The sequence below is a fragment of the Duganella sp. HH101 genome (assembly GCF_001758795.1).
Classification (GTDB): Bacteria; Pseudomonadota; Gammaproteobacteria; order Burkholderiales; family Burkholderiaceae_D; genus Rugamonas; species Rugamonas rivuli.
On sequence record NZ_LRON01000006.1, the window covers coordinates 236,718 to 262,709 of the forward strand.

Annotated in this window: 27 protein-coding genes; 13 read left to right on the forward strand and 14 right to left on the reverse strand. The window is 64.7% G+C overall.

All coding sequences use genetic code 11. The annotated features are described in order from the left end of the window. Position 1: 1 nt before the first annotated feature. Positions 2-1,015 carry an L-histidine N(alpha)-methyltransferase gene (gene egtD / locus DUGA2_RS12305; protein ID WP_083296298.1) on the reverse strand — a complete coding sequence of 338 codons (1,014 nt, stop codon included), beginning with the start codon at positions 1,013-1,015 and terminating at the stop codon, positions 2-4. Positions 1,016-1,170: 155 nt separating this feature from the next. Between egtD and DUGA2_RS12310 the strand changes: the two genes are divergently transcribed. The 6 genes from DUGA2_RS12310 to DUGA2_RS12335 all read left to right on the forward strand — a co-directional run bounded on the left by DUGA2_RS12310 (position 1,171) and on the right by DUGA2_RS12335 (position 5,665). Then, positions 1,171-2,046: a putative selenate ABC transporter substrate-binding protein gene (locus tag DUGA2_RS12310; RefSeq protein WP_070269539.1), complete on the forward strand. Its 876-nt coding sequence runs from the start codon at positions 1,171-1,173 to the stop codon at positions 2,044-2,046. A gap of 3 nt (positions 2,047-2,049) precedes the next feature. After that, on the forward strand, positions 2,050-2,871 hold the full coding sequence (locus DUGA2_RS12315) for a phosphonate ABC transporter ATP-binding protein (RefSeq protein ID WP_070269540.1): 822 nt from the start codon (positions 2,050-2,052) through the stop codon (positions 2,869-2,871). Beyond that, positions 2,871-3,698, forward strand: a complete 828-nt coding sequence (locus DUGA2_RS12320) for an ABC transporter permease (protein ID WP_070269541.1) — start codon at positions 2,871-2,873, stop codon at positions 3,696-3,698. Before DUGA2_RS12315 ends, DUGA2_RS12320 begins: the two co-directional genes overlap by 1 nt. Further along, positions 3,698-4,486 carry a phosphonate ABC transporter, permease protein PhnE gene (gene phnE / locus DUGA2_RS12325; protein WP_373994834.1) on the forward strand — a complete coding sequence of 263 codons (789 nt, stop codon included), beginning with the start codon at positions 3,698-3,700 and terminating at the stop codon, positions 4,484-4,486. Before DUGA2_RS12320 ends, phnE begins: the two co-directional genes overlap by 1 nt. Before the next feature lie 28 nt (positions 4,487-4,514). Next, complete coding sequence (locus DUGA2_RS12330; protein WP_070269543.1) at positions 4,515-5,198, forward strand: ABC transporter ATP-binding protein; 684 nt, start codon at positions 4,515-4,517, stop codon at positions 5,196-5,198. Between the two features lie 179 nt (positions 5,199-5,377). Further along, positions 5,378-5,665: a hypothetical protein gene (locus DUGA2_RS12335; RefSeq protein ID WP_008447145.1), complete on the forward strand. Its 288-nt coding sequence runs from the start codon at positions 5,378-5,380 to the stop codon at positions 5,663-5,665. A gap of 121 nt (positions 5,666-5,786) precedes the next feature. Here the strand turns inward: DUGA2_RS12335 and DUGA2_RS12340 are convergent, their stop codons facing one another. Then, positions 5,787-6,251, reverse strand: a complete 465-nt coding sequence (locus tag DUGA2_RS12340; RefSeq protein WP_008447142.1) for an Lrp/AsnC family transcriptional regulator — start codon at positions 6,249-6,251, stop codon at positions 5,787-5,789. Positions 6,252-6,363: 112 nt separating this feature from the next. Between DUGA2_RS12340 and DUGA2_RS12345 the strand changes: the two genes are divergently transcribed. Further along, positions 6,364-6,993, forward strand: coding sequence for a LysE family translocator (locus DUGA2_RS12345; protein ID WP_070269544.1), 630 nt, complete (start codon positions 6,364-6,366; stop codon positions 6,991-6,993). Positions 6,994-6,997: 4 nt separating this feature from the next. Here the strand turns inward: DUGA2_RS12345 and DUGA2_RS12350 are convergent, their stop codons facing one another. Further along, entirely contained in the window at positions 6,998-7,597 is a 600-nt protein-coding gene (locus DUGA2_RS12350) for a YdeI family protein (RefSeq protein WP_070269545.1), read from the reverse strand. 178 nt (positions 7,598-7,775) lie between these two features. Between DUGA2_RS12350 and DUGA2_RS12355 the strand changes: the two genes are divergently transcribed. From DUGA2_RS12355 to DUGA2_RS12365, 3 genes are read left to right on the forward strand one after another with little or no spacing between them, the layout of a single operon-like run. Beyond that, the gene (locus DUGA2_RS12355) at positions 7,776-9,305 is read left to right on the forward strand and encodes a DUF1800 domain-containing protein (protein ID WP_070269546.1); all 1,530 of its coding nucleotides are present in this window, start codon (positions 7,776-7,778) and stop codon (positions 9,303-9,305) included. Between the two features lie 10 nt (positions 9,306-9,315). After that, the gene (locus DUGA2_RS12360; protein ID WP_070269547.1) at positions 9,316-10,503 is read left to right on the forward strand and encodes a DUF1501 domain-containing protein; all 1,188 of its coding nucleotides are present in this window, start codon (positions 9,316-9,318) and stop codon (positions 10,501-10,503) included. A gap of 43 nt (positions 10,504-10,546) precedes the next feature. Further along, on the forward strand, positions 10,547-11,038 hold the full coding sequence (locus DUGA2_RS12365; protein WP_070269549.1) for a hypothetical protein: 492 nt from the start codon (positions 10,547-10,549) through the stop codon (positions 11,036-11,038). On the opposite strand, the gene DUGA2_RS12370 is transcribed toward DUGA2_RS12365, so the two are convergent. The 3 genes from DUGA2_RS12370 to DUGA2_RS12380 form a co-directional block, all read right to left on the reverse strand. Next, complete coding sequence (locus tag DUGA2_RS12370) at positions 11,028-11,594, reverse strand: TetR/AcrR family transcriptional regulator (protein WP_070269550.1); 567 nt, start codon at positions 11,592-11,594, stop codon at positions 11,028-11,030. The genes DUGA2_RS12365 and DUGA2_RS12370 overlap by 11 nt on opposite strands. Before the next feature lie 9 nt (positions 11,595-11,603). After that, the gene (locus DUGA2_RS12375) at positions 11,604-12,071 is read right to left on the reverse strand and encodes a nuclear transport factor 2 family protein (protein ID WP_070269552.1); all 468 of its coding nucleotides are present in this window, start codon (positions 12,069-12,071) and stop codon (positions 11,604-11,606) included. A gap of 80 nt (positions 12,072-12,151) precedes the next feature. Beyond that, a complete protein-coding gene (locus DUGA2_RS12380; protein WP_083296299.1) occupies positions 12,152-13,027 on the reverse strand; it encodes a LytTR family DNA-binding domain-containing protein in 876 nt (291 codons plus the stop codon). Between the two features lie 116 nt (positions 13,028-13,143). Between DUGA2_RS12380 and DUGA2_RS12385 the strand changes: the two genes are divergently transcribed. Together DUGA2_RS12385 and DUGA2_RS12390 are read left to right on the forward strand one after the other, a co-directional pair. Next, positions 13,144-14,697, forward strand: coding sequence for a carboxylesterase/lipase family protein (locus tag DUGA2_RS12385; protein WP_070269555.1), 1,554 nt, complete (start codon positions 13,144-13,146; stop codon positions 14,695-14,697). 69 nt (positions 14,698-14,766) lie between these two features. Further along, complete coding sequence (locus DUGA2_RS12390) at positions 14,767-15,741, forward strand: PEP-CTERM sorting domain-containing protein (protein WP_070269557.1); 975 nt, start codon at positions 14,767-14,769, stop codon at positions 15,739-15,741. Position 15,742: 1 nt separating this feature from the next. Here the strand turns inward: DUGA2_RS12390 and DUGA2_RS12395 are convergent, their stop codons facing one another. Then, on the reverse strand, positions 15,743-16,000 hold the full coding sequence (locus tag DUGA2_RS12395) for a hypothetical protein (RefSeq protein ID WP_070269558.1): 258 nt from the start codon (positions 15,998-16,000) through the stop codon (positions 15,743-15,745). A 102-nt stretch (positions 16,001-16,102) separates the two neighbouring features. After that, positions 16,103-17,200 carry a hypothetical protein gene (locus tag DUGA2_RS12400; protein ID WP_070269560.1) on the reverse strand — a complete coding sequence of 366 codons (1,098 nt, stop codon included), beginning with the start codon at positions 17,198-17,200 and terminating at the stop codon, positions 16,103-16,105. A 244-nt stretch (positions 17,201-17,444) separates the two neighbouring features. On the opposite strand from DUGA2_RS12400, the gene DUGA2_RS12405 reads away from it, so the two are divergent. Next, positions 17,445-19,766, forward strand: a complete 2,322-nt coding sequence (locus DUGA2_RS12405) for an FdhF/YdeP family oxidoreductase (RefSeq protein WP_070269562.1) — start codon at positions 17,445-17,447, stop codon at positions 19,764-19,766. Here DUGA2_RS12405 and fdhD read toward each other — a convergent pair whose 3' ends face one another. The 6 genes from fdhD to DUGA2_RS12435 all read right to left on the reverse strand — a co-directional run bounded on the left by fdhD (position 19,767) and on the right by DUGA2_RS12435 (position 25,987). Beyond that, positions 19,767-20,585, reverse strand: coding sequence for a formate dehydrogenase accessory sulfurtransferase FdhD (fdhD, locus tag DUGA2_RS12410; protein WP_070269563.1), 819 nt, complete (start codon positions 20,583-20,585; stop codon positions 19,767-19,769). Positions 20,586-20,641: 56 nt separating this feature from the next. Further along, the gene (locus DUGA2_RS12415) at positions 20,642-21,415 is read right to left on the reverse strand and encodes a GNAT family N-acetyltransferase (RefSeq protein WP_008447113.1); all 774 of its coding nucleotides are present in this window, start codon (positions 21,413-21,415) and stop codon (positions 20,642-20,644) included. A gap of 107 nt (positions 21,416-21,522) precedes the next feature. Next, complete coding sequence (locus tag DUGA2_RS34010; protein WP_070269565.1) at positions 21,523-22,065, reverse strand: hypothetical protein; 543 nt, start codon at positions 22,063-22,065, stop codon at positions 21,523-21,525. Between the two features lie 127 nt (positions 22,066-22,192). Continuing rightward, positions 22,193-22,570 carry a response regulator gene (locus DUGA2_RS12425; protein WP_070269566.1) on the reverse strand — a complete coding sequence of 126 codons (378 nt, stop codon included), beginning with the start codon at positions 22,568-22,570 and terminating at the stop codon, positions 22,193-22,195. Further along, positions 22,567-25,251, reverse strand: a complete 2,685-nt coding sequence (locus DUGA2_RS12430; RefSeq protein ID WP_229214670.1) for an ATP-binding protein — start codon at positions 25,249-25,251, stop codon at positions 22,567-22,569. The genes DUGA2_RS12425 and DUGA2_RS12430 overlap by 4 nt, the downstream gene beginning before the upstream one ends. Further along, entirely contained in the window at positions 25,223-25,987 is a 765-nt protein-coding gene (locus DUGA2_RS12435; RefSeq protein ID WP_070269680.1) for an ABC transporter substrate-binding protein, read from the reverse strand. Before DUGA2_RS12435 ends, DUGA2_RS12430 begins: the two co-directional genes overlap by 29 nt. Positions 25,988-25,992 lie beyond the last annotated feature (5 nt).

The window sequence follows — 25,992 nt, forward strand, 5'->3', positions numbered from 1 at the left end:
TTCAGGCAGGGATGGCCCTGGCGTGGATGACGGCAAACCAGTTCGACGGATCGGTCCATATCTGGGCCGTGGCGAAGCCGGCGCGCTCCAGCAGGGTGACAAAGGACTGCCGCGTGTACTTGTAGCTGTCCTCGGTGTGGAGTCGTTCGCCGCGCGCGAAATGGCGTTCGCCGCCATCCCAGCGCACGGTCAGCGCGGTGCGCGCTTCCAGATGCATTTCGATGCGGCTGTCCGCCTCGTTGAAGAAGGCCCGGTGCTGCCACTGGCCGACGTCGAAATCCGCGCCGGTCAGGTGGTTCAGGTGGCGCAGCATGTTCAGGTTGAAGGCCGCCGTCACGCCCAGCGCATCGTCGTAGGCGGCGTCCAGCACCGCGCTGTCCTTGATCAGGTCCACGCCGATCAGCAGGCCGCCGTCGGCGCCGGCGTTGGCGCGCAGGCCTTGCAGGAAGGCGACCGCCTGCTCAGGCGAGAAATTGCCGATCGAGGAGCCCGGATAGAAGAACACCCGGCGGTCGCTCCGTACGCTGTCCGGCAGCGCGAAGCCGTTGGAGAAGTCCAGCCCCAGCGCCGTCATCTCGATGGCCGGGAAGCGCTGCTGCAAACGGCTCACAGCCTCGGTGAGGAAGTCGCGTGAAATATCGACCGGCACATACTGCGCCGGTTGCAGCAGCGGGAACAGGCTGGCGGCCTTGGCGCAATTGCCCGCGCCCAGGTCCACCAGCGTGGTACCGGTGCCGATGGCTTGCGCCATGGCCGCCCCATGCTCTGCGAAGATGCCGGCCTCGGTGCGGGTCGGGTAATATTCGGGCAGCTCGCAAATGGCCTCGAACAGCTTGGAGCCCAGGCCGTCGTACAGGTATTTGGGGGAGGTATATGGCTTGGCGGCCAGCAGGCCGGCTGTGATCTCGGCGACTACCGCCGCGCTGCCGTGCGCGCGCTGCCGCAGCTGCGGCGCCGGCGTGTTGCCTGCGTCGGATGAAACAACACGGATCGCCGAGGAGCGGGACATCTGCATAGTTGCTCTGCCTTTAAAGGTGGTCATCCCAGCTGCGGATGACATTTTTGTTATGATAGCCGAATATTCATTCTGCAGTACCGGGCCGATAAAACCGTGCGGCCCTTCACATTAGTCGCTAAACCGGCACAAATCTTACAAAAAGGGCACTGACTATGAAACTCTTCGCCATGCGCGCACTCAAATCCCTGTTCGCCGCCGGCCTGATGCTGGCCGCTGCCCACTCCCAGGCCCAGTCCACCGAACACGTGTTCCGCGTTTCTGCCATTCCCGACGAAGCCCCGACCGAATTGCAGCGCAAGTTCAAGCCGCTGGGCGAATACCTGGAAAAGAAGATCGGCATGAAGGTCGAGTTCACCCCTGTCACCGATTACGCCGCTTCGGTCGAAGCGCTGATCAACAAGAAGGTCGACATGGTGTGGTTCGGCGGCTTCACCTTCGTGCAGGCCAAGGACCGCAGCAAGAACCAGATCACGCCGCTGGTGCAGCGCGCCGAAGACGAAAAGTTCAAGTCGGTCTTCATCACCACCAACAAGGACATCAACAAGCTGGAAGACCTGAAGGGCCGCACCCTGAGCTTCGGTTCGGAGTCGTCGACCTCGGGCCACCTGATGCCGCGCTCCTTCCTGCTGGCCGCGAAGATCAATCCGGACACCGACCTGAAACGCATCGCCTTCTCCGGCGCGCATGACGCCACCGTGGCCGCCGTCGCAGGCGGCAAGGTCGATGCCGGCGCGTTGAACATCTCGGTCTGGGAAAAACTGGTCGCCGAGAAGAAGGTCGATCCGGCCGTGGTCCGCGTGTTCTACACCACGCCAGGCTACTACGACTACAACTGGAGCGTGCGCACCGACATGAACGCGGACCTGAAGAAAAAACTGAGCGACGCCTTCCTGGCGCTGGATCCGAAGAACCCCCAGGACAAGGTCATCATGGACCTGCAGCGCGCCTCCAAGTTCATCCCGACCAAGGCTGAAAACTACACCGCGATCGAAGCCGCTGCACAGAACGCGGGCCTGCTGAAGAAGTAATCGATGCCCACTTACCACTTGCAGAACCTGACGGTGCGCCACCTCGGTGCATCGCAGGCGGCCGCACTGCATGCGATCTCGTTGACGATACAACAGGGCGAACAACTGGCCATCATCGGCCCGTCCGGCGCCGGCAAGACCACCTTGCTGGCGACGCTGGCCTGCGCCCACCAGCCGGCTGAAGGCCGCTTCCAGATCTTCGACACCGATCCGTGGACGCTGGGCCACGCGGAGCGTCACCGCCTGCGCGCGCAGCTGTTCCTGGCGCCGCAAACGCCGCCGCTGCCGCCGCGCCAGCGCGTGGTGACGGCGGTGCTGGCCGCGCGCCTGCCGCAATGGAGCTTGTGGCGCGCACTGGTTTCGCTGGTCAAGCCTGCCGACCCGGAAGCGGCGTGGCAGGCGCTGTCGCGCTTCAACCTGGGCGACAAGCTGTATTCCCGCGTCGACCGCCTGTCCGGCGGCGAACGCCAGCGCTGCGGCCTGGCGCGCCTGCTGCTGTCGCCGGCCAAGGCGCTGCTGGTGGACGAGCCGCTGTCCGCGCTCGATCCGGCCCTGTCCGAACTGACGCTGTCCACGCTGCGCGACGAGGCCAAGGCCCGCAACGCCACGCTGATCTGCAGCCTGCACCAGGTCGACCTGGCGCTGAGCCACTTCCCTCGCATCGTCGCCCTGCGCGACGGCCGCATCGAATTCGACCTGCCGCGCGGCCAGGTCACGCCGGAAATGATCGCAGCCTTGTACCAGGGCGAGCAACCCGGCGCCAGCGCGCCGCCGCCCGGCCACGATGCGATGGCGGTCAAGCTCGGCGTCGGCGCCTGCCTGTGATGGCGACGCCCGCAGCCCATCCCGACCCGGCCTGGCGCGGCCGCGTCGCCGCCACCGCCGTCTGCCTGCTGATCCTGTGGCCGACGCTGGTGGTCGCCGAATTCAAGCCGTGGATACTGTTCGACTGGCAGAGCCTCACCGCCACCGGCCGCTTCCTGGCCGATTTCCTCGTGCCGGCGCACGGCACCGAATTCCTCGCCATGCTGCTGGAGCAGACCTGGCTGACCATCGCCATCGCCACCTCCGGCCTGGCGCTGGCCCTGCTGGGCGCGATCCCGGCCACGCTGATCATCAACGGCCGGCTGTCGGTCTCGCGCCTGGGCACGGGCCGCATGCGGCCGCTGGCGCGCGTGGTGCGGCAGTCGGTGCGCTGGGCCCTGGTGCTGCTGCGCAGCGTGCCGGAGCTGGTGTGGGCGCTGCTGTTCGTGCGCATCATCGGCCTGGGGCCGACCGCCGGCGTGCTGGCCATCGCCCTCACCTACTGCGGCATGCTGGGCAAGGTCTACGCCGAGATCCTCGAATCGTCCGACGCCCACGCCAGCGACACGCTGCTGGCCAACGGCAGCGGGCGGCTGGCCGCGCTGCTGTACGGCGCGCTGCCGGAAGCGGCGTCGGAACTGATGTCCTACACCGTCTACCGCTGGGAGTGCGCGGTGCGCGGCTCGGTGGTGATGGGCTTTGTCGGTGCGGGCGGCCTCGGTCAGCGCATGGACGAATCGATGAAGATGCTGGCCGGCGCCGAAGTGTCGTCCATGCTGCTGGTGTTCGTGCTGCTGGTGGCGTTGGCCGACCAGTTCTCCAAGATCCTGCGGAGGCGCTTAGGATGATGCACAACATGCCGAAACCGCCGCGCCGAGACTGGACCGTGCTGGCCATGCTGGCGATGGTGGCCGTGCTGGTGGTGGCCAGCTTCGCCTCGCTGCCGCTGAAGTGGCGCGAGTTCTTCACGCTGGAGGCGGTGGGCAGCACGCTGGAGCTGCTGGCCGGCTTCGCGCCGCCCGACCTGTCCGCGCCCTTCCTGATCAAGACCGGCTGGGCCGCCGTCGAGACCATGGCCATGTCCGCGCTCGGCACGCTGCTGGCGGTGGCCGCCGGCCTGGCGTTCTCGCTGTCGGCGTCCGGCCGCTTCGGCCGCACGGCGCGCGCGCTGATGCGCGGCCTGCTCAACGTGCTGCGCTCGATCCCGGAACTGGTGTGGGCCTCCATCCTGCTGATCGCCTGCGGCCTGGGGCCGTTCGGCGGCACGCTGGCGCTGGCCGCGCACACCGCCGGTGTGCTGGGCCGCCTGTTCGCCGACTCGCTGGAGAACGCCGCGCCGCTGCCGGAGCAAAGCCTGCGCACCAACGGCGCCTCGGCATCCGCCGCCTTCTTCTACGCCACGCTGCCGCAAACGCTGCCGCAGATGCTGTCCTACACCCTGTACCGCTGGGAGAACAACATCCGCGCCGCCGCCATCCTCGGCGTGGTCGGCGCCGGTGGCCTGGGGCAGATGCTCAAATACCACCTGTCGCTGTTCCAGATGCAGCAAGCCGCCACCGTCATCATCGCCATGCTGCTGCTGGTGGCGCTGGTCGACGGCGTCAGCTTCGCGCTGCGCCGCGCCCTCACCCGCTAACCCGATAAATAGTCCCGGTAAAACCCCCATGCTCGAATTGCGCAACCTGTCCAAGTCCTATGCCAGCGGCCGTCCGGTGCTGTCCAACCTGTCCTGGAACTTCAAGGCCGGCGAATTCGTCTCCATCATGGGCGATTCCGGCGTCGGCAAGTCCACGCTGCTGAACCTGATCGCCGGCCTCGATACGCCGGACGCCGCACCGGGCGAGTCGCCCATCGTCGTCGACGGCGTGCCGATGTCCGGCCTGGACGACGACGCCGCCACCAGGCTGCGGCGCGCGCGCATGGGCTTCATCTTCCAGGCCTTCCACGTGCTGCCGCACCTGACATTGCTGCAAAACGTCGCCCTGCCGCTGCTGCTGAACGGCCTGCCGACCGAACGCGCGGCGGAAATGCTGGACGCCGTGGGCCTGGGCGGGCGCGGCGGCGACTTCCCGCACCAGCTGTCCGGCGGCGAAATGCAGCGGGTCGCCATCGCCCGCGCGCTGGTGCACCGCCCGGCCCTGGTGCTGGCCGACGAACCGACCGGCAACCTCGATCCCGATACCGCCCACAGCATCCTGACCTTGCTGCGCCGGGAAATCAAAGCCACCGGCGCATGCGCGATCATGGTCACGCATTCGCAGGCCGCGGCCGAAATGACAGACAAAGTCCTACAACTTTCAAAAACCGGCATACAAGAAACAACAATCGTCAACCCGTTTAAGCAATAAACAAGATAATTTTTTTATCAAACCCTCCCAATATTTTCTCGCCGTAGTATTATTGAAATCAACTTGCATGGTTATCAAGAATGTTGAGTTGCGTACCACATTCAGACCAGAAAAGTGTGGACGCTAGCCTTGCCGGGAAACGTAATTTCTTTCACGTTTTGAGCAAAGGAGGAGCAATCATGAACGTACGGCAAAAAAAGCTGGAACTGATCGAAGCCATGAATCGCGCTCGGGCACTGGAACCATCCAGTTTTGTTCCGAACAAGCTTCTTGATACTTTGATCGAAAAGATGAACCTGAAAAACGACGCGGAACTTTGCCGAGTTTTAGAGGTGCAGCCTCCCATTATCAGCAAGATCCGACATCGCAAGCTGGCTGTCGGGGCAACGATCTTGCTGCGTATGCATGAAAAGTCAGATATCAGCATACGGGAATTGAAGGATCTGTCGACCGCGTCTATGCATTGAGCAGCCCAACTGATCTTGCCATGCCAGGCGCCGGCATGCGGTATCCGGCGCCCTCCAAATGCACTAGCGTACAGCCCAAACCCCGCTGAACGCCGCATTATTCCTACTTAAAGCTTCATCATCAGTACGCAGGCAAGCCGTCATCCGGTTTTACCTCGCGCAGCGACAACATGGATTCCACCGAGGTGACACCCGGTAAAGTCCGCAGTACGTCACGCATGAAATCACCGTATTCATCCAGATCGGTCGCGACTATCTTCAGCAGGTAATCCGCTGTGCCGGAGATATTGTGGCAGGAGATCACGCGGTCGATGGCCAGCACTTCGCGCTCGAATCGATCGGCCAGCGTACGGTCGTGCACACTGAAACGGACCTGCGCGAACGCCAGCACGCCCAGGCCCATGGCCCGGCGCGACAGCGTGGCGCGATAGCCGGTGATGTAGCCGTCCTGCTCCAGCCGCTTCAGGCGCCGCGTGCAGGGGGTTTCGGACAGGCCCACCCGTTCCGCCAGTTTGGCGACGGGGATGCGGCCATCGCGGGTGAGCACCGCCAGGATGGCGCGATCAAGGTTGTCTAGTTCATTCATGACATGTCGTGTTAGTGGAATCCCCTCAATTTTAAGACTTTTACAGAGAAAATAGCCCAAAATCCCCTCAGAATTCTAGGGCATCATGACGGTTTTTTTAGAGGAGATCGTCATGGTGTCGCCGGATTTGCTGCTGGTGTTTATGGGAGCCCTGGCCGTGGTGTATGCGTTGCCGGGGCCGGACATGGCCCTGGTCCTGCAATCGAGCGGCCGCAAAGGGATGCGGCATGGCTTCGCCGTGGCTGCGGGCCTGGCGATGGCGCGTGCGCTGCACGTCACGCTGTCGGCCTGCGGCGCGGCCGCGCTGCTGCAGAGCGCACCGTGGCTGTTCACGGCGGTACGCCTGGCCGGCGCGGTGTACCTGGCGTGGTTGGCGCTGCAGATCTTCCGCGCGCCGTCCGGCGACACTCATGCAGGCGGCGAAACGGCCGCCGGCGATGGCAGCATCCGCGCCTCGGTCCTGCGCGGCCTGCTGGGGAATCTGCTCAATCCGAAAGCGCTGCTGTTCTGCTCCGTGCTGCTGCCGCAGTTCATCCGCCCTGCGGCGGGCGCCGTCTGGACGCAGATGCTGGAACTGGGCGTGATCCTGGTGCTGTTCGGCGTGGTCTACGACGTCATGCTGACGGTGGCGGCGAAGCGCCTGGGCAGCTATCTGAGCAAGCACCGCCGAGTGCGGAAGGCGCAGCGCTGGATTTTTTCCGGCGCCATGCTGGGCTTCGCGGTGCGGCTGTCAATCGAATAGCGCCTCAGCACTTCTCGTACTTCCAGTTGCGCGCCTTGCCTTCCGCGATCCACTCGACCGCCTGCTCGCGCCGGCGGGTGCGGGTGGCTTCGGTCTTGGCTTCGGCGATCCACTCGGCGTAGTCGCGCTTCTTGCTCGGGCTGAAGGCCTCGAAGTGCTGCTGCGCGGCCGGCACTTCCTTCAATGCCGCAAGCAGGTCGTCCGGGATCGCCAGCGGGCGCGGCTCGGCGGGCTTGGCGCGCGCGGGCACGGAGATGCCGTCGTCGTTCAGCTTCATCGCTTTCTTGATGTAGCCGGTCAAGACCTTTTTCGACGGCAGATCCTTCACCTTCTCGATGCGGCCGAACTGCCCCATCGCCTCGCGGTTGGCCTCATCGGCCATCAGCAGCTCGCCCTTCCAGAAACCCAGCGCGCAATGGGCCTTGAAGGCCGACATCCCGCACATCATGCCCTTGTACATAAAGTGCGGGAAGCTCCACTTCATGGTTTCTTCCACATCGGGGCAGGCCTCGTGCACGATGGCGCGCAGATGGTGGAGGATGGGCTGCGCGAATTCGGCGGACTTGGCGATGTAGGCGTCTACACGCGGATCGATGGTGGGCATGATGATGCTCGGCTGGTTGTTGTTTGTCTCAATATACCAAATACTCCGGTGCAATTTATGACAATCTCTCTGCAACGTTGCTTGTAACATTTTGTTGCGTCATAAACAAAAAGAATACAGCAGCCTGCACAGCTTGGCATACTCTGTTCTTCACATCCAGCCGACGAAGACCTCCGCCATGCTGAAACGATCGCTCCCCCTCGCCGCTTGCGGCGCTTTGCTGCTGTTGGGCGGCTGCGCCGCGCCGGGTGGCGGCACGTCCGCCGTCAAGCCGGAACAGCTCAGTGGTGCGCTGAACCGCGTCAGCTGGGGCGTCAACCTGACGACCTACCAGCAGGCCGAGAAGCTGGGCTACGACGCCTGGCTGGAACAGCAGCTGCATCCCACCCCGGCGCGGTTGCCGGCCGCCGCGCAGGCGCAGATCGACGCCATGACCATCACCCGCAAGCCGCTGATGCAGTTGAACCAGGATCTGGAACAGCAGCGCAAGGACGCCGACAAGATCGCCAACGACGACGAGAAGAAAGCCGCGCAGCAGGCCTACCAGCAGGAGTTGAACCGGATCGCCAAGGAAGCGGCCACGCGCTCGCTGCTGCGCGACCTGTACTCGCCCAACCAGCTGCAGGAGCAGATGACGTGGTTCTGGATGAACCACTTCAACGTCCACCAGGCCAAGAGCAATCTGCGGATACTCGTCGGCGACTACGAGGACACGGCCGTGCGGCCCCACGCGCTGGGCAAGTTCCGCGACCTGCTGTCAGCCACGCTGCGCCATCCAGCCATGATCCGCTACCTGGACAACGAACAGAACGCCGCCAACCGCATCAACGAGAACTACGCGCGCGAGCTGATGGAGCTGCACACGCTGGGCGTGGACGGCGGCTACAGCCAGCGCGACGTGCAGGAGCTGGCGCGCATCCTCACCGGCGTCGGCGTCAACCTCGGCACGGCGGCGCCGGGCGTGAAGAAGGAACTGCAAGCGCAGTATGTGCGGCAAGGGCTGTTCGAATTCAACCCGAACCGCCACGACTACGGCAACAAGGAATTCCTCGGCCAGACCGTCAAGGGGCGCGGCCTGGCGGAAGTGGACGAAGCGCTGGACCGCCTGAGCCGCCACCCGGCCACCGCCCGTTTCGTCAGCCGCAAGCTGGTGCTCTACTTCGTCGCCGACGAAGCGCCGCCGGCGCTGGTGGAGCGCATGTCGGCCACCTTCCTGTCCACCGACGGCGACATCGCCGCCGTGCTGCGCACCATGTTCACGTCGACCGAATTCGCGCAATCGCTCGGCCACAAATTCAAGGACCCGGCGCACTACGTGGTGTCGGCCGTGCGCCTGGCCTATGACGACAAGGTGATCCTCAACACCGGGCCGATGCTGTACTGGCTCACGCGCATGGCCGAACCGCTGTACGGCCGCCAGACGCCGGACGGCTACCAGCTCACGCAATCCGGCTGGGCCAGTCCGGGCCAGATGACCACGCGCTTCGAAATCGCCAAGGCCATCGGCTCCGGCAACGCGGGCCTGTTCAAGACCGACGGCCCGCAGGCGCAGGAGCGCGCGGCCTTCCCGCAACTGGCCAACGCGCTGTACTACCAGTCGCTGCAAAAGACCATCGCCCCCGCCACCCGCCAGGTGCTGGACCAGGCCACCTCGCCGCAGGAATGGAACACCTTCCTGCTGTCGTCGCCCGAACTGATGCACCGCTAGGAGCCCGCACATGAAACGCCGCACCCTGCTCAAATCCCTGTCCGCGCTGGCGCTGCCCGCCGTTGCCGGCAATCTGTGGGCCGCGCCGGCCAGCAAGACCCGGCTGCTGTTCGTCTTCATGCGCGGCGGTTACGACGCCACCAACCTGCTGGTGCCGATCTCCAGCCAGTACTACTACCAGGTGCGGCCCAACATCGCCGTGCCCAAGCCCAGCGCCGACCTCAATTCCGCGCTGCCCATCGACAGCGACTGGGGCCTGCACCCCGCCCTGCGCGACAGCATCTATCCGCTGTTCACGGCGGGCCAGGCGGCGTTCGTGCCGTTCGCCGGCACCGAGGATATCTCGCGCAGCCACTTCGAAACCCAGGACAGCATCGAGCTGGGACAGGCGCTGGACCGCACGCGCGACTATCGCTCCGGCTTCCTGAACCGGCTGGCGCAGACGCTCACCGCCGACAAGGCCAGCGCCATCTCCTTCACCGACCAGCTGCCGCTGGTCATGCAAGGCGGCGTGCAGTTGCCGAACATGGCGCTGCGCACCATCGCCAAGCCATCGGTCGACGCGCGCCAGGCCAGGCTGATCTCCGCCATGTACGACGGCAGCGCGTTGTCGCAACCGGTGCGCGACGGCTTCGCGGTGCGCGAGGACGTGATGAAGGAAATGATAGGCGAGATGGACGCGGCCAACCGCAACGCCATCACCGCCAAGGGCTTCGAGCTGGAAGCGCGCCGCATCGCCAAGCTGATGAAGGACAAATACAATATCGGCTTCGTCGACGTCGGCGGCTGGGACACCCACGTCGGCCAGGGCGGCGCCACCGGCTACCTGGCCGGGCGGCTGGACGAACTGGGTCGCGGCCTGGCCGGCTTCGCGCAGGAGATGGGGCCGGACTGGAAGGACACGGTGGTCATCGTCGTCAGTGAATTCGGCCGCACCTTCCGCGAGAACGGCAACCGTGGCACCGACCACGGACACGGCACCGTGTACTGGGTGCTGGGCGGCGGCGTCCAGGGCGGCAAGGTGCGCGGCGAGCAGATACGGCTGGAACAGGCCACGCTGTTCCAGAACCGCGACTACCCGGTGCTCAACGAATACCGCGCCATGTTCGGCGGCCTGCTGGCGCGCATGTACGGCCTCAATGCAGGACAGGTCGAACAGATTTTCGGCACCAAGGGGCGCGATATCGGGCTGGTATGACGGCCGCGCGCTCATGTAGAATGACCAGCTGATACGCCAGGCCGTGCAGGAACTGGGCGCCACGGTCGATGCCGCGCGCGCCGTCAACAGCGGCCGTTCGATGGTGTTCCGCCGCGTGGGCAGCAAGGTGGAATGGGACGGCCAGCGCTTCTCGCAATTGACCACGCCGGTGCTGGTCCCCTTCGGCATGGTGATGCTGCACGATCACCTGAAATCGCTGGAAGTCGCGATCGACAACAGCGGCAAGACCATGGAAACCAATTTCGCCAAGATGCTGGCGGGCCGCGCCGATGTCGCCGTCGGCACCGAGTACCATGGCCGCGAGCTGCTCGCCCTGCCGCAGTTCGCCGGCAAGATCGAGGAACTGCCGCAGCCCTTCACCGACGCGCCCTACTTCCTCGTCACCTCGCGCCGCTTCTACGAGGCCAATCCACAGCTGATGGAAAAGCTGTGGGACACCATAGGCCGCATCCGCCGCACGCCGGCCTACCAGGCCAGCCAGCGCAAGGCCTTCGACGAGATGGTCAAGCCTTAGCCGGCAGCAGGCGGCGCTGCATGCGCTCCAGCGTGCGCATGAACAGCGCCGGCTCGTCGGCGGCGCGCGCCAGCACCAGCGCGCCCTGTATGCCGCCGACGGCATCCTCGGCCAGCGCCTGCGCGGTGTCGGCGTCGCGGCCGGTGCGGACCAGCGCCGCAGCCAGCGCGCCCACCCATTCGGCAAAATAGCCCTGCACCTTGAGCGCGTAACGGTCGCGCTCATGGCCCAGCGCGAACACGCCGACCAGGCATACCTTGCGGCCCGACAGGAAGTAGCGGCCGACCGCGACGAACATCCGCTCTATCCCCTGCGCCGCATCGTCGGCGGTGCGCAGCGGCTGGAACACCTGATCGCGGAACCAGCCGTCGATCTCGGCCAGCACGGCGTCGGCCATCTCGTCTTTACCGCCGGGGAAAAAGTTATACATGCTGCCCTTGCCCAGCTTGGTGCCTTCGGAAATCCGGGCCAGGCTCGCGCCTTCGAAGCCGTAAGTCCGAAACACTTCCGCCAGCAGCGGGATCACGTCGCCGCGTTCAACCATCGTTCTTGCCATGTCTGCTTTCTAAAATCCGAAATCGCTCAACCCCGGATGATCGGCCGGACGCGGGCCGTTCACGTCCCAGTGGAACTTGCGGTCGGCCGCCGCGATCGGCGCTTCGTTGATGCTGGCCAGACGGTGCTGCATCAAGCCGTCTTCCGCAAATTCCCAGTTCTCGTTGCCATAGGCGCGATACCACTGGCCGGAGTCGTCATGGTATTCGTAGGCGAAGCGAACTGCAATGCGGTTGCCTTCAAATGCCCACAATTCCTTGATCAGGCGGTATTCCAGTTCGCGCGTCCATTTGCGGGTCAGCAGGCCGACGATGGCGGCGCGGCCGGTGACGAATTCGGCGCGGTTGCGCCAGCGGCAGTCCTCGGTGTAGGCCAGCGAGACCTTTTCCGGATTGCGGGTGTTCCAGCCGTCTTCGGCCAGGCGGACTTTCTGGATCGCGGTTTCGCGGGTGAACGGAGGGAGAGGTGGACGTGTCATTTGATTACCTTTTCAAGTTGATTGTACCGATCGGTACAATCAAAGTGTAATCCTCGCTTCGGGCGATTGCAAGCGGATTTTTATTTCTTCAGATCTGGCTGCGGCGCGGCCGCCTTGACGGCCGCCGCGTAACTGCGGCTGGCACGCAGCGGGCCGCCGCGCGTGAGGTGCAACAGGGCGTCACCATTGGCCAGCGCTTCGAATACGCGGATGCGGTCGACCGCGACGATCATGCTGCGGTGAATGCGCTGGAACTTGAGCGGATCGAGGCACGCGGCAAAGCGCGATACGGTGTCGCGCACCAGATGCTGTTGCGCGCCGACGTGCAGGGCCACGTAGTTGCCCTGTGCTTCGATCCAGTCCACCTCGGACAGCGGCAGGGAGATGACCTGGCCGCGCCGTTTAACCTGCACATGGGTCAGCGCCGGTGCGGCATCAAGGGCGGGCGCCGGGGCGGCTGGCCGGGCCGGCGGCGAGGTCGGAGACGCGCGCTGCAAGCCCACCTGGACCAGCGCGGCCAACGCGGCCAGCGCGAACATCAGCAGCGTGAAATTGCTCACCAACTGGCCCCAAATTTCGTCCCAGGACGGCAGCCAGCGCCTCGCGAAGACCCACGCCGCCAGCAGGCACGATGCCACCACCAGCGTCAGCGCCAGGCCGGCGGCGCCGGCCGCGTGGATCAGCAGATGGCGGCCGCGCCTTGGGCCGCGCAACGGGAAGCGTTCAACCAGCGCTTGCACCGCCGAGGTGACGGTCGTGCCCAGCAAGGCGGCCAGCAGGATGCGGATGACTTCATGGGACAGGCTCAAGGTCTGGCCGGCCTGGCTGGCGCGCAGGATATTGCCGGGTTCGAGCACCAGCAGGAAGGCCAGCCAATACAGCAGCACCCAGGCATGCGGACGCAGCCAGGCGGGCCAGCGCGTATATGCCGGAGCGGGATGAGCGGAAGTGGTCATGCGGACGATTCTAGCAGCGATCTGGGACGAACCGAGGACGAAATGTGACCAGCCGGTCTAGCCGAAACGGCGCCGGCCAATGACACTGGCCGCTGACCAATCGAGGAGGAACTGGCATGAGTAAGACGGTATGGAGGTGGTTGCTGACATTGCAGTTGGCTTGTGGCTGCGCGCAAGCAGCGCAGGCGACGCAGGTGATGACCACCGACGGCGCACTGGCGGGACAAGGGCAAGACGGCGTGGACGTCTATCGCGGCATTCCGTACGCGCTGCCGCCGTTGGGCGCGTGGCGCTGGCGCCCGCCGCAGCCGGCGCCGGCATGGCAGGGTGTGCGCGACGCCAGCAAGTTCGCCCCGGCCTGCATGCAGCAAGGCGTATCGATGCCGGGCGAGACGCCGCCAGAGGTCAGCGAGGACTGCCTCTACCTCAACGTGTGGGCGCCGCTGCACCGCGCCGGCCAACGCTTGCCTGTGATCGTCTGGATACATGGCGGCGGCTATGCCAACGGTTCTGCGTCCATGCCGCTGTATCACGGCGACCGCCTTGCCCGCAAAGGCGTGCTGGTGGTGACGATCGCCTACCGCCTCGGCGCGCTGGGATTCCTGGCCCACCCTGCCCTGAGCGCGGAATCGCCCCATCGTTCATCGGGCAACTACGGCTTGATGGACCAGATCGCGGCGTTGGAATGGGTGCAGCGTAACATCGCAGCCTTTGGCGGCGATCCGGGCCGCGTGACCATCGCCGGACAGTCGGCCGGCGCGATGGCCGTCAGCGCGCTGCTGTCGTCGCCGCGCGCGAAGGGCCTGTTCCAGCGCGCCATCGCGCAGAGCGGCGGCATCTTCGAACCGCTGCAACTGGCGCCGGGCTACCTGCTGGCCAACGCGGAACGCGACGGCGCCAGCTACATGGGCACGCTGGGCGCCACCACGTTGGAGGCGATGCGCAAGCTGCCGGCCGAGCGCCTGCTGGGCGGCGGCGCCGGCGCAGTCACCCACCCCGTGATCGAACCGGACGTGCTGCCATTGTCGCCGTACGAAGCCTATGCGCAGGGCCGCAATCACGACGTGCCTTTGCTGCTCGGTTCAAACAGCGAAGAAGCACGGGCGCTGGTCAACGTGACGACGGTGCGCGCCGACAGCTTTGAAGCCGACATCGCCGCCAGTGTCGGCGCCCTTCCGCCGGCGCTGCTGGCGGCGTACCCGCACGCCACCGACGCCCAGGCGCGCGAGGGCCGCCTCGCACTAGAGCGCGACCTGCGCTTCGGCTGGGACATGTGGGCCTGGGCGCGGCTGGCGCAGAAGGGCCGCAGCCCGGTGTACTACTACAGCTTCGACCATCGCCCACCGTTTCCGGCCGATTCGGTCTATGCCGCTTGGGGCGCCAGCCACTACGCCGAACTTTGGTATATGTTCGACCATCTGGACCAAGCCCCCTGGGCCTGGCGCGCCGCCGACCGCAAACTGGCGGCGGCGATGTCGAGCTACTGGGTCCACTTTGCCGCCACGGGCGATCCGAACGGCAGCGGCGTGCCGCATTGGCCGGCGTTTCGCGGCATCGACGGAAAAGTCCAGCGGCTGAGCGATCCGATCGACACAGGCCCGGTGCCCGCGCTCGATCGTTTGCAGGTGTTCGACGCCGTCTATTCCGGGCTGCGGGGCAAGGCGTTTTAAATTTTGTCGTGGGCCGGTCATAAATCAGCATTATCATAAGTTCAAGCAAATTTGATAATGGAGTAAGTCATGCGCGTCCCTACCCTGCTGGCCCTGCTGCTCAGCGCCGCAGCACTGATCCCGGCACACGCCGCCGACGCCTGGAAACTGGCCGGCGTCGACAACTTCTACATGCACACGCCGACGCCCAATTCCTTCACTGGCCTGTATCGCAGCCAGGGCATGGCCACCGACGGCAAGCAGTGGTTCTTCTCCTGGCAGTACGGGCTGGAACGCGCCGACAACAACTTCGATTCCGTGCAGCGCAATTCCGCGTTCACGCTGCCGGGCAATCTGTCGCCCGGCATCCCCGGCGCGCTGATGGCGCAAGGGCTCAACCACATCGGCGACATCGATTATCACAACGGCGTGATCTACGCCTCGCTCGACTCCACGGCCGGCTACACCAAGCCGCATGTGGCGCTGTTCAACGCCTCGGACCTGAGCTACACAGGCAAAGTCTATGAGCTGGGCGGCACGCCCGCCAATCCGAACAAGGACCTGGCCAGCTGGGTGGCCGTTGACGCCAAGCGCGGCGTCGGCTACGGCAAGGAGTGGCAGAACGGGAACACCATCAACGTCTACAACCTGGATGACTGGAGCTTCAGCCACACCATCACGCTGGACACGCCGCTGGCGCGCATCCAGGGCGCGAAAGTGGTGGGCGACTGGCTGTACATGGCGTCGGACAATGCGACGCAATCGATCTACCGCAGCAACCTGCTGAGCGGCGCGGTGGAGGAAGTAGTGCGCCTGCCCCAGCCTACGGGCGAACTGGAGATGGAAGGCATCGCCCTGCGCGCCAGCGCCGACGGCACGCTGGACATGTACGTGGAACAGGTGGTCGACCCGGACCGCAGCGGCCAGTCGCTAACTAATCCGAATCTGCACGTGGCGCTGTACCACTACCAGCTGGCGCCGGTGCCGGAACCGGCCACGTACGGGATGATGCTGGCCGGCTTGCTGGCCATGCAGGCAGCGCGCCGTCGTCGCCGCGGAAAATAAATTAAGTGAACAACTCCCGGCCCAGCTGCCGACCGCTCTCGGTCAGCAGTACGGTGCCGGTGACGCCGCCCTCCTCCAGTTCCAGCGCGACCCAGCCAGCATCGACCAGCATCGTCAGCTGACGCCGCAGCACCGACATCGGCCGCTCCGACTGCTTGCTCAGCTTCGCCAGCGTGCACGACTTGTCCGGCCACTCCGCGTTGATGCGCCACAGCGCCTCCAGCACGCCGATCAGCGCGGTCATGATTTCTTCATCCATTGCTTATCAGCTCCTACTTCACTTTACACGCGACGTGTAGCGACCGGCTGGCCCCGCCCCGTTGCCAACGCCATACAAGGACGGTCCGGCCGGATCAATGCACTACCCCTTGCCTTTAATGATACGTCGCTTGAGCTCATAACGCCGCCATGCCTCCCAGCCGCTGATAACCTGATTACCCGACACGTCGGGCTCACTCCAATTCGATAGCCAAGGTGCCTGCACTTCCAGCCCATTGACCCAGAATCTGACGATGTTCCTCAGCTTCCCCCAATTGCGAAATACGAAACATAACTCAGAGCTGGTAATGGGAACAAATTTGGAACTCGACTGACGCATCAAGATTTCGTCGAGCGACTTTTTTTGAGCCACGGTGGCCAAGTCGCCAAGGCCGTCAAGGACGAAGTGAACTTGTGCCCCCCTTGTGGTGAATATGGGATCCGTCGCCACCATCTCCAAGCCATACTTGCAAGCACGGCGGATGGCTTTGTTCCACAAAGCGGTATTCAAAGCGTCGCCGGGTTCGACCCCCATACCCCGATTATTATTACGGGCAAGTACTTCGTTTGTATCCGCAAAAACCGTCAAGGGGGAAAACCTGGAATTCATCAAGCCTCTCGTATGAGCATGCTTCATGGGTGCATGGGCATCATTCTTGGTCGCGAGATCCTCCATGCTACTCGCAATCGCATTGGCCACCGACGCCGCCGTGGGCGTCCCCTCCCAACGATTGTGATTGTTTATCCGACCAAAGGCAGTTCCAGTACCGATCCCAACCGCATTGTTGTAAACATCGGCATAGCGTGGCCCGGTGAACAACAGTGCCATGTAAACGCGATTGACTCGCCCATAATCTTCTCCCAAGCCATACAGCAAATCACCCCGGTCAACCATTTCTTCTTCAACCCCGTGACCAAATTTAACGCGTTCACCGGCATGCATGGGATGCAGAGGCGCGGGTGCTATATCGGTGATCAAGGGGTTGTATTCTTCGATCAAATATGCCAACCCTTTCTTATATTTTTCGATTTTAACCACAGGCATCAATTCCATCGCCCTTTTCACTTTGCCGGCGTGGGTCGCCCGGTCCCCGATCCGCGCGGCCGGGGTGTCGACTAAAAGGCGAAGCGCATCGACCGACGATGCCTGAAAATGGATACCGCCAGTCAAAGTCTTGAAGGTGTTAAAGTTAAATGGCATTGGAGCACAATCCTTCCGTCGTCGCATGATAACCCTGGAATATGGGCATTAAGCTCAAAATGGCAAAGGTTGGTCGCCTGGGAACGGTCGTCCTTGGTCGGTAACGGTCCCGGATGACTCTAACTTACCTGCCGATCGTTGTCAGGTGAAATCTGGATTACCGCCCGAAGTGCGATGCCCCCTCCAAGCTCAAAAACCTCATTCTGCACTATACTCCGCTCAACAAGAATCACTGGAATAAGTTATGCAGAAGACCAAACCCGAAGGACGCATCGAACCCTACCAACACGCAGCCGCAGGCTGGGGCGCTTTGAAACAGGTGGCGATTAATCTGGTGCGCGAAAAGGTCAGCGGCGGCAATTACAAGACGCTGCTCAAACAGAATCAACCGGACGGTTTCGACTGCCCCGGCTGCGCCTGGCCCGACCGCGAACACGCGTCCACCTTCGAATTTTGCGAGAACGGCGTCAAGGCGGTGGCGGCCGAAGCCACCAGCAAGCGCGTTCGCCCCGATTTCTTCGCCGCCCACACGGTGGCCGAGCTGCTGACGCAATCCGACTACGAACTCGAACAGCACGGCCGCCTGACCGACCCGATGGTCTACGACAGCGCCAGCGACAAATACCTGCCCATCGCCTGGGACGACGCCTTCGCGCTGATCGCCCGCCACCTGAAGGCCCTGCCCGACCCGAACCAGGCCACGTTCTACGTCTCCGGCCGCACCGGCAACGAGGCGGCCTTCCTGCTGCAGTTGTTCGTGCGCATGTACGGCACCAACAACTTCCCGGACTGCTCGAACATGTGCCACGAGCCGACCAGCCGCGGCCTGCCGGGCACCGTCGGCATCGGCAAGGGCACGGTGACACTGGAAGACTTCGAGCACGCCGACACGCTGCTGATCTTCGGCCAGAACCCGGCCACCAACCACCCGCGCATGCTGGGCGAGCTGCGCGACTGCGCCAAGCGCGGCGCCACCATCGTCTCCATCAATCCGCTGCGCGAGCGTGGCCTGGAACGCTTCACCAGCCCGTCGCACCCGATGGAGATGCTGACCAATTCCAGCACCAGCATCAGCAGCATGTTCGTGCAGCCGAAACTGAGCGGCGACTTCGCGCTGATCAAGGCCGTGGCCAAGCGCCTGGTCGAACGCGACGACGCCGCGCTGGCGGCTGGTGAAGCCAGCCTGCTGGACCGCGAATTCATCGCCACCCACACCACCGGCTACGAAGCCTTCGAGCAGGACTTGCGCGCCCAGGACTGGGACCAGCTGCTGGCCGAATCCGGCGTGCCGCGCGACCAGATCGAGGTGCTGGCCGAGGTCTACATCCGTGGCAAGAAAGTGATCTGCACCTGGGGCATGGGCCTGACCCAGCACAAGGGCGCGGTCGCGACGATACAGATGCTGTCCAACCTGATGATGATGCGCGGGAATATCGGCCGCCTCGGCGCCGGCCTGTGCCCGGTGCGCGGCCACTCCAACGTGCAGGGCGACCGCACCATGGGCATCGAGGAAAAGCCGGCCAAGGCCTTCCTCGACCGCATGCAGAAAGTGTTCGACTTCGAGCCTCCACGCGCGCACGGCTACGACACGGTCGAAAGCATCCAGGCCATGCTGGACGGGAAGATCAAAGTCTTCTTCGGCATGGGCGGCAACTTCGCGATGGCGACGCCGGACACGCCGCTGACCTTCGACGCCCTGCGCGCCTGCGACCTGACGGTGCAGGTGGCGACCAAGCTCAATCGCAGCCATCTGGTGCACGGCAAGGACGCGCTGATCCTGCCGACGCTGGGCCGCACCGAGATCGACCTGCAGCAAGGCGTGCCGCAGGGCGTGACGGTGGAAGACTCAATGAGCATGGTGCACCTGTCCTACGGCATGAACACGCCCGCCTCCGACAACCTGCTGTCCGAAACCGCGATCACGGCGCGCATGGCGCACGCCACGCTGGGCAGCGGCAAGGTAGACTGGCTGGCCTATGCCGCCGACTATGCCAGCATCCGCGATAGTATTGAAAAAGTATTCGACGATTTCCACGACTTCAACGCGCGCGTGGCCAAGCCGGGCGGCTTCCACTTGAGAGTAGCCTCGCGCGAGCGCGAATGGCGCACGGCCAGCGGCAAGGCGCAGTTCCTGCCGCGCGCCGTCGACACCGATACGCCTATCCACCGCGCCCGCGCCAAATACGGCGAGCGTTTGATGACGCTGATGACGGCCCGTTCGCACGACCAGTACAACACCACCATCTACGGCATGGACGACCGCTATCGCGGCGTGTTCGGCCTGCGGCGCGTGGTGTTCATCAACCGGGAAGACTTGCAGATGCTGGGCCTGCGCAACGGCCAGTGGGTGGACATGGTCAGCGTGTGGGACGACGATGTCGAGCGCCGCGCCGACCGTTTCCTGCTGGTGGAATACGACATCCCACGCGGCTGCCTGGGCTCCTACTTCCCGGAGACGAACGGCTTGATCCCGCTGCACAGCACCGCCGACGGCGCCGGCACGCCGACCTCGAAATCGATCCCGGTGCTGCTGCAGCTGTCGGCGGATCAGTCGTCGGCGGAATAGCTAGGTATATTCGACGCAGCCGTCCTGGCGGCAGAAGCTCACCAGCTTCACGCCCGCTTCGGCGGCGATGTCGATTGCCAGTGTACTGGGGGCGGAGATGGTCGCCAGCATCGGGATATTCATGCGCGCCACCTTGCGCACCAGCTCATAACTGGCGCGGCTGGACATGAAGACGAAGCCGCGCCGCATGTCCACGCCCTCGCGCGCCAGATGTCCGATCAACTTGTCGAGCGCATTATGGCGGCCGACGTCCTCGCACACGCGCAGCACCGCGCCATCCACCGCGCACCATGCGGCGGCATGCACGCCGCCGGTGGCACGCATCAGCTGCTGGTGTCCGCCCAGTTCCGCCGCAGCGCGGGCTATCGCCGGCGGCAGCGCAGCCTCATCGTGCAGCGCCGGCGCCTCGATCGGCGATGGCTGCAAATCGAGCAGCTCCAGGCTCTCGACGCCGCACACGCCGCAACCGCTGCGGCCCGCCATGGAACGGCGCTGCTGCTTGAGCTGCATGAAATCTTCCTGGGCGATAGTAAGGGCGACTTCGAAGCTGCGTGCATGCTCCCGCAGTTCGATATCGAAAACGTCGGAGGCCTTGCCGACCAAGCCTTCAGTCAGCGCGAAGCCGAGCGCGAATGCTTCCAGCTCGCGTGGCGTGACCATCATGACGGCATGCGAAATGCCATTGAAGACCAACGCCACCGGGCGTTCCTCGGCGACGTGGTCGGTGGTGCGGCTGGCGTCCGGCGACGCCCCGCCGCGACGGCGCAACACGGAACGCTCCTGCGATCCGCTTCCTTCCGTCTCTGTTTCAAACTTCATCGCAGCCCCGCTGAATAAGCACAACGGCTTATTCTACACGGGGCCGTGGCACTGCGTCAGGCGGCCAGCTGTTCGCCGGCCACGCCGTAATGGCGGGCGTAGCGGCCGTCCAGATTCGCCAGCGGCAGCAGAAGGAACAGGTCGGCGCTTTCGAAATCAGGATCCCATGCCGGTTCGCCGCAAATCCAGGCGCCCGAACGCATGTAGCCCTTCAACAGCGGCGGCACTTGCGGCTTCTGCGCGGCTTCCAGCTTCGAGAACGGGAACGGCAGGTGCGGGGTGACGCGGTATTCGGACGGCGCCAGGTGGGCGGCGGCCAGCGACTGGTAGACGGCGACGGCATTGTGGCCGCCATCGGCCAGGCTGATGCTGGCGCAGCCGACCAGGTAGTCGCAGTTTTCACGACGCATGTACTCGGCCAGGCCGGACCACAGCAGCATGATGACGCTGCCGCCACGGTAGTCTGGATGGATGCAGGCGCGGCCTGCTTCCACCATGCGGCCGCGCAGGTTGTTCAGGCGGCCCAGGTCGAATTCGCCCTCGGAGTAGACGCGGCCCAGTTTGCGGGCGCGCGTTGCGCTCAACAGGCGGTAGGTGCCGACCACCTTGAGCGTGCTCGTATCGCGCACGATCAGGTGATCGCAGTGCTCGTCGAATTCGTCGCTGTCCAGGCCATCCTCGCGGACCAGCGAACTCAATCCCATTGTTTCGATGAACACCTTGTAGCGCAGGCGCTGTACTTCGCGCAGCTCTTCCGGTGTGCTTGCCATACTGAGTACCAGCTTACCGGACGCTGCTCGGACGTCGGCTTGTATGATCGAAGTTTGCATGCTTCATCCTTTCTGTGGGAGACGAAGCAAGCGTAACGGTCGAATACTTCAGGAAAATGACAAGGTGGTGTCAGTTCCGTGACAATGGGCGAAGTGTTGTTTTTTAATTAGGCTTTCTTTGGGCGTCCGGTTTTCAGTTGCGGCAGGCCGGCCAACACATTTTGCAGCGTGGCAAGGTCGATCTGGCTGATCAGCGCGACGCCGATACGCAGCAGTTCGCTCTTCTTGATTTCGAAACCGGCCTTCAGGCAGGCTTTCTTGACCTGGCCCAGCACCGCGTATTCCTGCTCCGGCATGGTGAAGCTGTCGCGCACCAGCTTTTCCTTGCGTGCCTTGTCCTTGGCGGCGGCGTCCACTGGCGCCGGCTTGGCGGCTGCGGCCTTCGGCGCGGCCTTGACGGCGGCTTTAGGTGCAGGCTTGGCGGCGGCCTTCGGCGCGGCCTTAGGCGCGGCTTTAGGAGCTGCCTTGGGTGCGGCCTTCGCAGCAGCAGGTTTCGCTGCAGCCTTCGGCGCGGCCTTGGCGGCGACCGGCTTGGCGGCGGCCTTGGGCGCCGGTTTCGCAGCAGCTGGTTTGGCGGCGGCTTTCGGCGCGGCCGGCTTGACGGCAGCCTTGGCAACCGGCTTGGCGGCGGCTTTGGCGGCGGTTTTCACGACAGGTTTTTTCGGCAGCGCAGGGGCTTTGCCATTAACGAGGGCAGTAACAGGTTTATTCATAACAACTCCAATTTTAATTCAACAATATAAACAATATATATCATTTACGCTTTTCTTGCTTGTTCTAGCGCAAATGCAGCGCGACGCGGGCGAACAGCACGTCCGGATTAACCGGTTTGCGTAGGAAATCTACAGCCCCCAGGCTCAAGCCCATGGCCTCGTCCTCGGGTTGGCTTTTGGCGGTCAGGAACAGCACCGGTATGGCGCTGCTTTGCGGATCTTCCTTCAGGCGGCGGCAAGTCTCATAACCGTCCATGTCCGGCATCATGATGTCCAGCAGGATCAGGTCCACCTGTGCCCCCGCGACGATTTGCAGCGCCGTCGCGCCACTGGTCGCGACCTTGGTGTTGTACTTATCCTTCAACAAATTGGACAGCAGCGTGATATTGTCCGGCGTATCGTCGACGATCAGTATGGTCGGCCGTCCGTTCTTGATGTTCATGATCCCTCCTGTTCCTGTGCGACCGCCGCCAGCAGTTTTCCGGCGGCCTCGAATTCGTAATGCTCCATATGCGCGACAAGGCGGCTCATCGTCACCGGCGGCAGCAGCGTCGCCAGCGATGCGCGCACGCTGCCGAAATAATCGACGCTGTCGCCGCTGAACTCCGCCAGCAGCGCCCGCAGTTCGGCCAGCGCCTGGCGCGGCTCCACCACGCCGGCATCCTCACGCGGCGGCAGCGGCGGAATCGCCCGCATCGACAGGCCGAGCCAGCGCGACAGCACGCTGTAAAGGCGCTGCGGGTCCACCGGCTTGGCGATGTAGTCCTGCATGCCCTCCTCCAGGCACTGCGCCTGCACCCCGGCCAGCGCGTGCGACGTCACCGCGATTACCGGCAGTTCGTTGAAGCGGCTGTCCTGGCGCAGCAGGCGGATGGTCTCGTGGCCATCCATCACCGGCATGCCCAGGTCCATCAGCACCAGGTCATAGGTATCGGGGCCGGCGGCCTGCAGGCGGTCCAGCGCCTCGCGGCCGTTGCCCACCACGTCCACCGCGATGCCCTGAAGCTCCAGCAACTCCAGCGTCACGTCCTGGTTGTCCGGGCTGTCCTCGGCCAGCAGCACGCGCGCCGCGCGGCGCGGCGACGCATGCAGCGTCAGGTCGCCCACCGGCCCATGGTGCACGGCCGCCTGCACCGCCACGGCGGCCGCGTCGGACAGCGGCAGCTGCAGATCGAAATGGAAGGTCGAACCATGATCCGGCTCGCTCTCGACGTCGATGCGCCCGCCCATCAGCCGCACCAGCTGCTGCGAGATCGACAGCCCCAGGCCGGTGCCGCCGTAGTGGCGGGTGGTGGAGCCGTTGGCCTGGCTGAAGGCGCGGAACAGCTTGGCCTTCTGCTGCTGCGTCATGCCGATGCCGGTGTCGCGCACCGAGAAGCGCAGCGCCGCCATACCTTCCTGCGCGGCGGCCGGCAGCACTTCGCAGCGCAGTTCCAGCTCGCCCTCGGCCGTGAACTTGACGGCGTTGTTGACCAGGTTGATCAGCACCTGCCCAAGCCGCAGCGGGTCGCCCACCAGATGGCGCGGCACATCGGGCGCCACCGAAACCAGGTAGCGCAGCTGCTTGTCTGCGGCGCGCTGCGCGGTCACGCCGGAGACATTGGCCAGCACTTCCTCCAGCAGGAAGGGGATGGATTCCATGTCCAGCCGGCCCGCCTCGATCTTCGAGAAATCCAGCACGTCGTTGATGATGCCCAGCAGCGACAAGGCCGCACGGTGGATCTTGCTGATGTAGTCATGCTGCTTGGGCGTCATCTCGGTGCGCAGCGCCAGGTAGGCCATGCCGATCACGGCGCTCATCGGCGTGCGGATCTCGTGGCTCATATTGGCCAGGAATTCCGACTTGGCGATATTGGCCGCCTCCGCCATCACGTTGGCGTTGACCAGCTTTTGTTCGCGCTCGCGGCGGTCGCTGATGTCGCGGATGAAGGCGCAGAATTCGTAGCTGTCCTGCCCTTCCGACTTGACCTGGGTGATCGCCAGCTCGATCGGGAACTCCTCGCCGCCGCGGCGCAGCGCCACGACCTCGATGCGCGCGTCGAGCACAGCCCCGGCACCGCCGGCCATGTAGCGCTGCATGCCGCGCCGGTGATCGTAGCGGTAGCGCGGCGGGATGATGGTCTTGTCCAGCGCCAGCCCCAGCGCCTCGTCGCGGCTCCAGCCGAAGATGCGCTCGGCCTGGGTGTTCCAGCCGACGATGCGGCCCGCCAGGTCCATGCGCACCACGGCGTCGAGCGCGGTGTCGACGATGGTCTGCAGCTTGGCCTGGCTGTCGCCCAGCTGCTGCATGGAGCTGGTCAGCTCCCGGGTGCGGGTGGCGATGCGCAGCTCCAGGTCGCGGTTCAGCTCACGCAGCTCGTACTCGGCGTCGCGCAGGCGGGTCAGCGTGTCGCGGAAGCGCAGCACCGCGCCGGACAGGCGGCCCACCTGGTCCTCGCGGCCGATGCCGGACAGCTTGATGTCGGTCTCGCCGCGCGTCAGCTTTTCCAGGCTGCCCTGGATGTCGGCAAAGGGCCGCGCCGCGCGCCGCCCGACCACGAAGATCGACAGCACGATGCCCAGCGCCAGCAGCAGGTTGGCCGCCACCGTGTTGTAGATCTGGCGGCGCAGGTCCTGGTCGATCTGCTGGCGCGAGAAGGCCAGGTCGATGGAGCCGACCGGGTAGCTGCGCCGGGCGTCGCTGAAGCTGATGTCGCGGTGCACCTTGATCGCCGCCACCGGCTCGCGCAGCGGCGAGACGTAGCTGGCCAGCTCCGCGCCGTTGGGGCCCAGCACGCGCAGCACCAGCACCTCCGGCGTGGCGCCCGAGGCGTCGACCACGCTGGAGACGGCGGCGCTGTTGATGTCGAACAGCGGCCGCGCCAGCGCCTGCGACAGCACCGCCGTCAGCCGCTCGGCGCGTTCGCGCAGGCTCTGTTCGGCCTCGCTTTTCAGCGTCTGCATCACATAGGTGGTGTAGATCGCGGTGGACACGGCCACCGATATGAAGATGCCGAAACCCAGCCGCAGCAGGATGTTGCGGCGCCATGCGCTGCGCAGGCGGGCCAGCGGGCCGCCTGCGCTCAGGGCCGGCTCCTGCGCCGGCGCCTGCGGATCAATGACGGACTCCTTCGGCCGCTTCAAGCTTCTTGTAGGAGGCGCTGTTGCGGGCTTCCTCGATGGCCCGCCAGATGCGCTCCGCCAGTTGCGGCCGCGCCGCCAGCATGCCGTGCGAGAGTATCAGGAAGTACGGCTTTTCGATGATGGGGATGGGCAGCTCCTCCAGCTGCGGCCCCAGAGGACCATGCATCAAGCCGTGGGCGTCGCTGCCGCCGATCGCCGCCGCCGCCACGCGGCCGGCGATCAGCTTGCGCGCCAGTTCGTCGGCGCGCTGGCTGCCCTCGTCCACTTCCACGTTCTGCGCGCGCAGCACGTCGCCGACCGAGTAGCCCAGCTGGAAGCCGATGGCGCCGTCCAGGTTGCGGAAGCTCTTGCCGTCCCATTCCACCTTGCTGCCTTTTTTACGGACCACGACATAGCTGTCGATGTGCATGCGCTTGCTGGCATCGATCTGCTGCCCGCCGGGATATTCGCCCAGCTCGCGCCGGTCCGGCTTGTAGCTGACGGCGAAAGCGCCGTCGACCGCGTTGGCCTTCAACTCGGCCAGACAGCGCTTCCAGGGGATGGCTTGATAATCGAAGCGGATATCGAGGCGCTGCCCAACCATCTTCAGCAAGGCGAAATTGAGGCCGCCCTGCTTCTCGGTGCGCCATGGCAGCACGTCCTGCTGCTCGAAGCACAGGGAGACGGTCTCCTTGCCGGCGGCCGATGCCGATGCCAGCGACAGCGCCAGCAACACCAGGGCGCAGCTACGATGCATGGCGT

Bases quoted from the DNA above. Each gene is read 5' to 3' on its own strand.
- egtD (WP_083296298.1), bottom strand. From the start codon at position 1,015: ATGCAGATGTCCCGCTCCTCGGCGATCCGTGTTGTTTCATCCGACGCA.
- DUGA2_RS12310 (WP_070269539.1), top strand. From the start codon at position 1,171: ATGAAACTCTTCGCCATGCGCGCACTCAAATCCCTGTTCGCCGCCGGC.
- DUGA2_RS12315 (WP_070269540.1), top strand. From the start codon at position 2,050: ATGCCCACTTACCACTTGCAGAACCTGACGGTGCGCCACCTCGGTGCA.
- DUGA2_RS12320 (WP_070269541.1), top strand. From the start codon at position 2,871: ATGGCGACGCCCGCAGCCCATCCCGACCCGGCCTGGCGCGGCCGCGTC.
- phnE (WP_373994834.1), top strand. From the start codon at position 3,698: ATGCACAACATGCCGAAACCGCCGCGCCGAGACTGGACCGTGCTGGCC.
- DUGA2_RS12330 (WP_070269543.1), top strand. From the start codon at position 4,515: ATGCTCGAATTGCGCAACCTGTCCAAGTCCTATGCCAGCGGCCGTCCG.
- DUGA2_RS12335 (WP_008447145.1), top strand. From the start codon at position 5,378: ATGAACGTACGGCAAAAAAAGCTGGAACTGATCGAAGCCATGAATCGC.
- DUGA2_RS12340 (WP_008447142.1), bottom strand. From the start codon at position 6,251: ATGAATGAACTAGACAACCTTGATCGCGCCATCCTGGCGGTGCTCACC.
- DUGA2_RS12345 (WP_070269544.1), top strand. From the start codon at position 6,364: ATGGTGTCGCCGGATTTGCTGCTGGTGTTTATGGGAGCCCTGGCCGTG.
- DUGA2_RS12350 (WP_070269545.1), bottom strand. From the start codon at position 7,597: ATGCCCACCATCGATCCGCGTGTAGACGCCTACATCGCCAAGTCCGCC.
- DUGA2_RS12355 (WP_070269546.1), top strand. From the start codon at position 7,776: ATGCTGAAACGATCGCTCCCCCTCGCCGCTTGCGGCGCTTTGCTGCTG.
- DUGA2_RS12360 (WP_070269547.1), top strand. From the start codon at position 9,316: ATGAAACGCCGCACCCTGCTCAAATCCCTGTCCGCGCTGGCGCTGCCC.
- DUGA2_RS12370 (WP_070269550.1), bottom strand. From the start codon at position 11,594: ATGGCAAGAACGATGGTTGAACGCGGCGACGTGATCCCGCTGCTGGCG.
- DUGA2_RS12375 (WP_070269552.1), bottom strand. From the start codon at position 12,071: ATGACACGTCCACCTCTCCCTCCGTTCACCCGCGAAACCGCGATCCAG.
- DUGA2_RS12380 (WP_083296299.1), bottom strand. From the start codon at position 13,027: ATGACCACTTCCGCTCATCCCGCTCCGGCATATACGCGCTGGCCCGCC.
- DUGA2_RS12385 (WP_070269555.1), top strand. From the start codon at position 13,144: ATGAGTAAGACGGTATGGAGGTGGTTGCTGACATTGCAGTTGGCTTGT.
- DUGA2_RS12390 (WP_070269557.1), top strand. From the start codon at position 14,767: ATGCGCGTCCCTACCCTGCTGGCCCTGCTGCTCAGCGCCGCAGCACTG.
- DUGA2_RS12395 (WP_070269558.1), bottom strand. From the start codon at position 16,000: ATGGATGAAGAAATCATGACCGCGCTGATCGGCGTGCTGGAGGCGCTG.
- DUGA2_RS12400 (WP_070269560.1), bottom strand. From the start codon at position 17,200: ATGCCATTTAACTTTAACACCTTCAAGACTTTGACTGGCGGTATCCAT.
- DUGA2_RS12405 (WP_070269562.1), top strand. From the start codon at position 17,445: ATGCAGAAGACCAAACCCGAAGGACGCATCGAACCCTACCAACACGCA.
- fdhD (WP_070269563.1), bottom strand. From the start codon at position 20,585: ATGAAGTTTGAAACAGAGACGGAAGGAAGCGGATCGCAGGAGCGTTCC.
- DUGA2_RS12415 (WP_008447113.1), bottom strand. From the start codon at position 21,415: ATGCAAACTTCGATCATACAAGCCGACGTCCGAGCAGCGTCCGGTAAG.
- DUGA2_RS12425 (WP_070269566.1), bottom strand. From the start codon at position 22,570: ATGAACATCAAGAACGGACGGCCGACCATACTGATCGTCGACGATACG.
- DUGA2_RS12435 (WP_070269680.1), bottom strand. From the start codon at position 25,987: ATGCATCGTAGCTGCGCCCTGGTGTTGCTGGCGCTGTCGCTGGCATCG.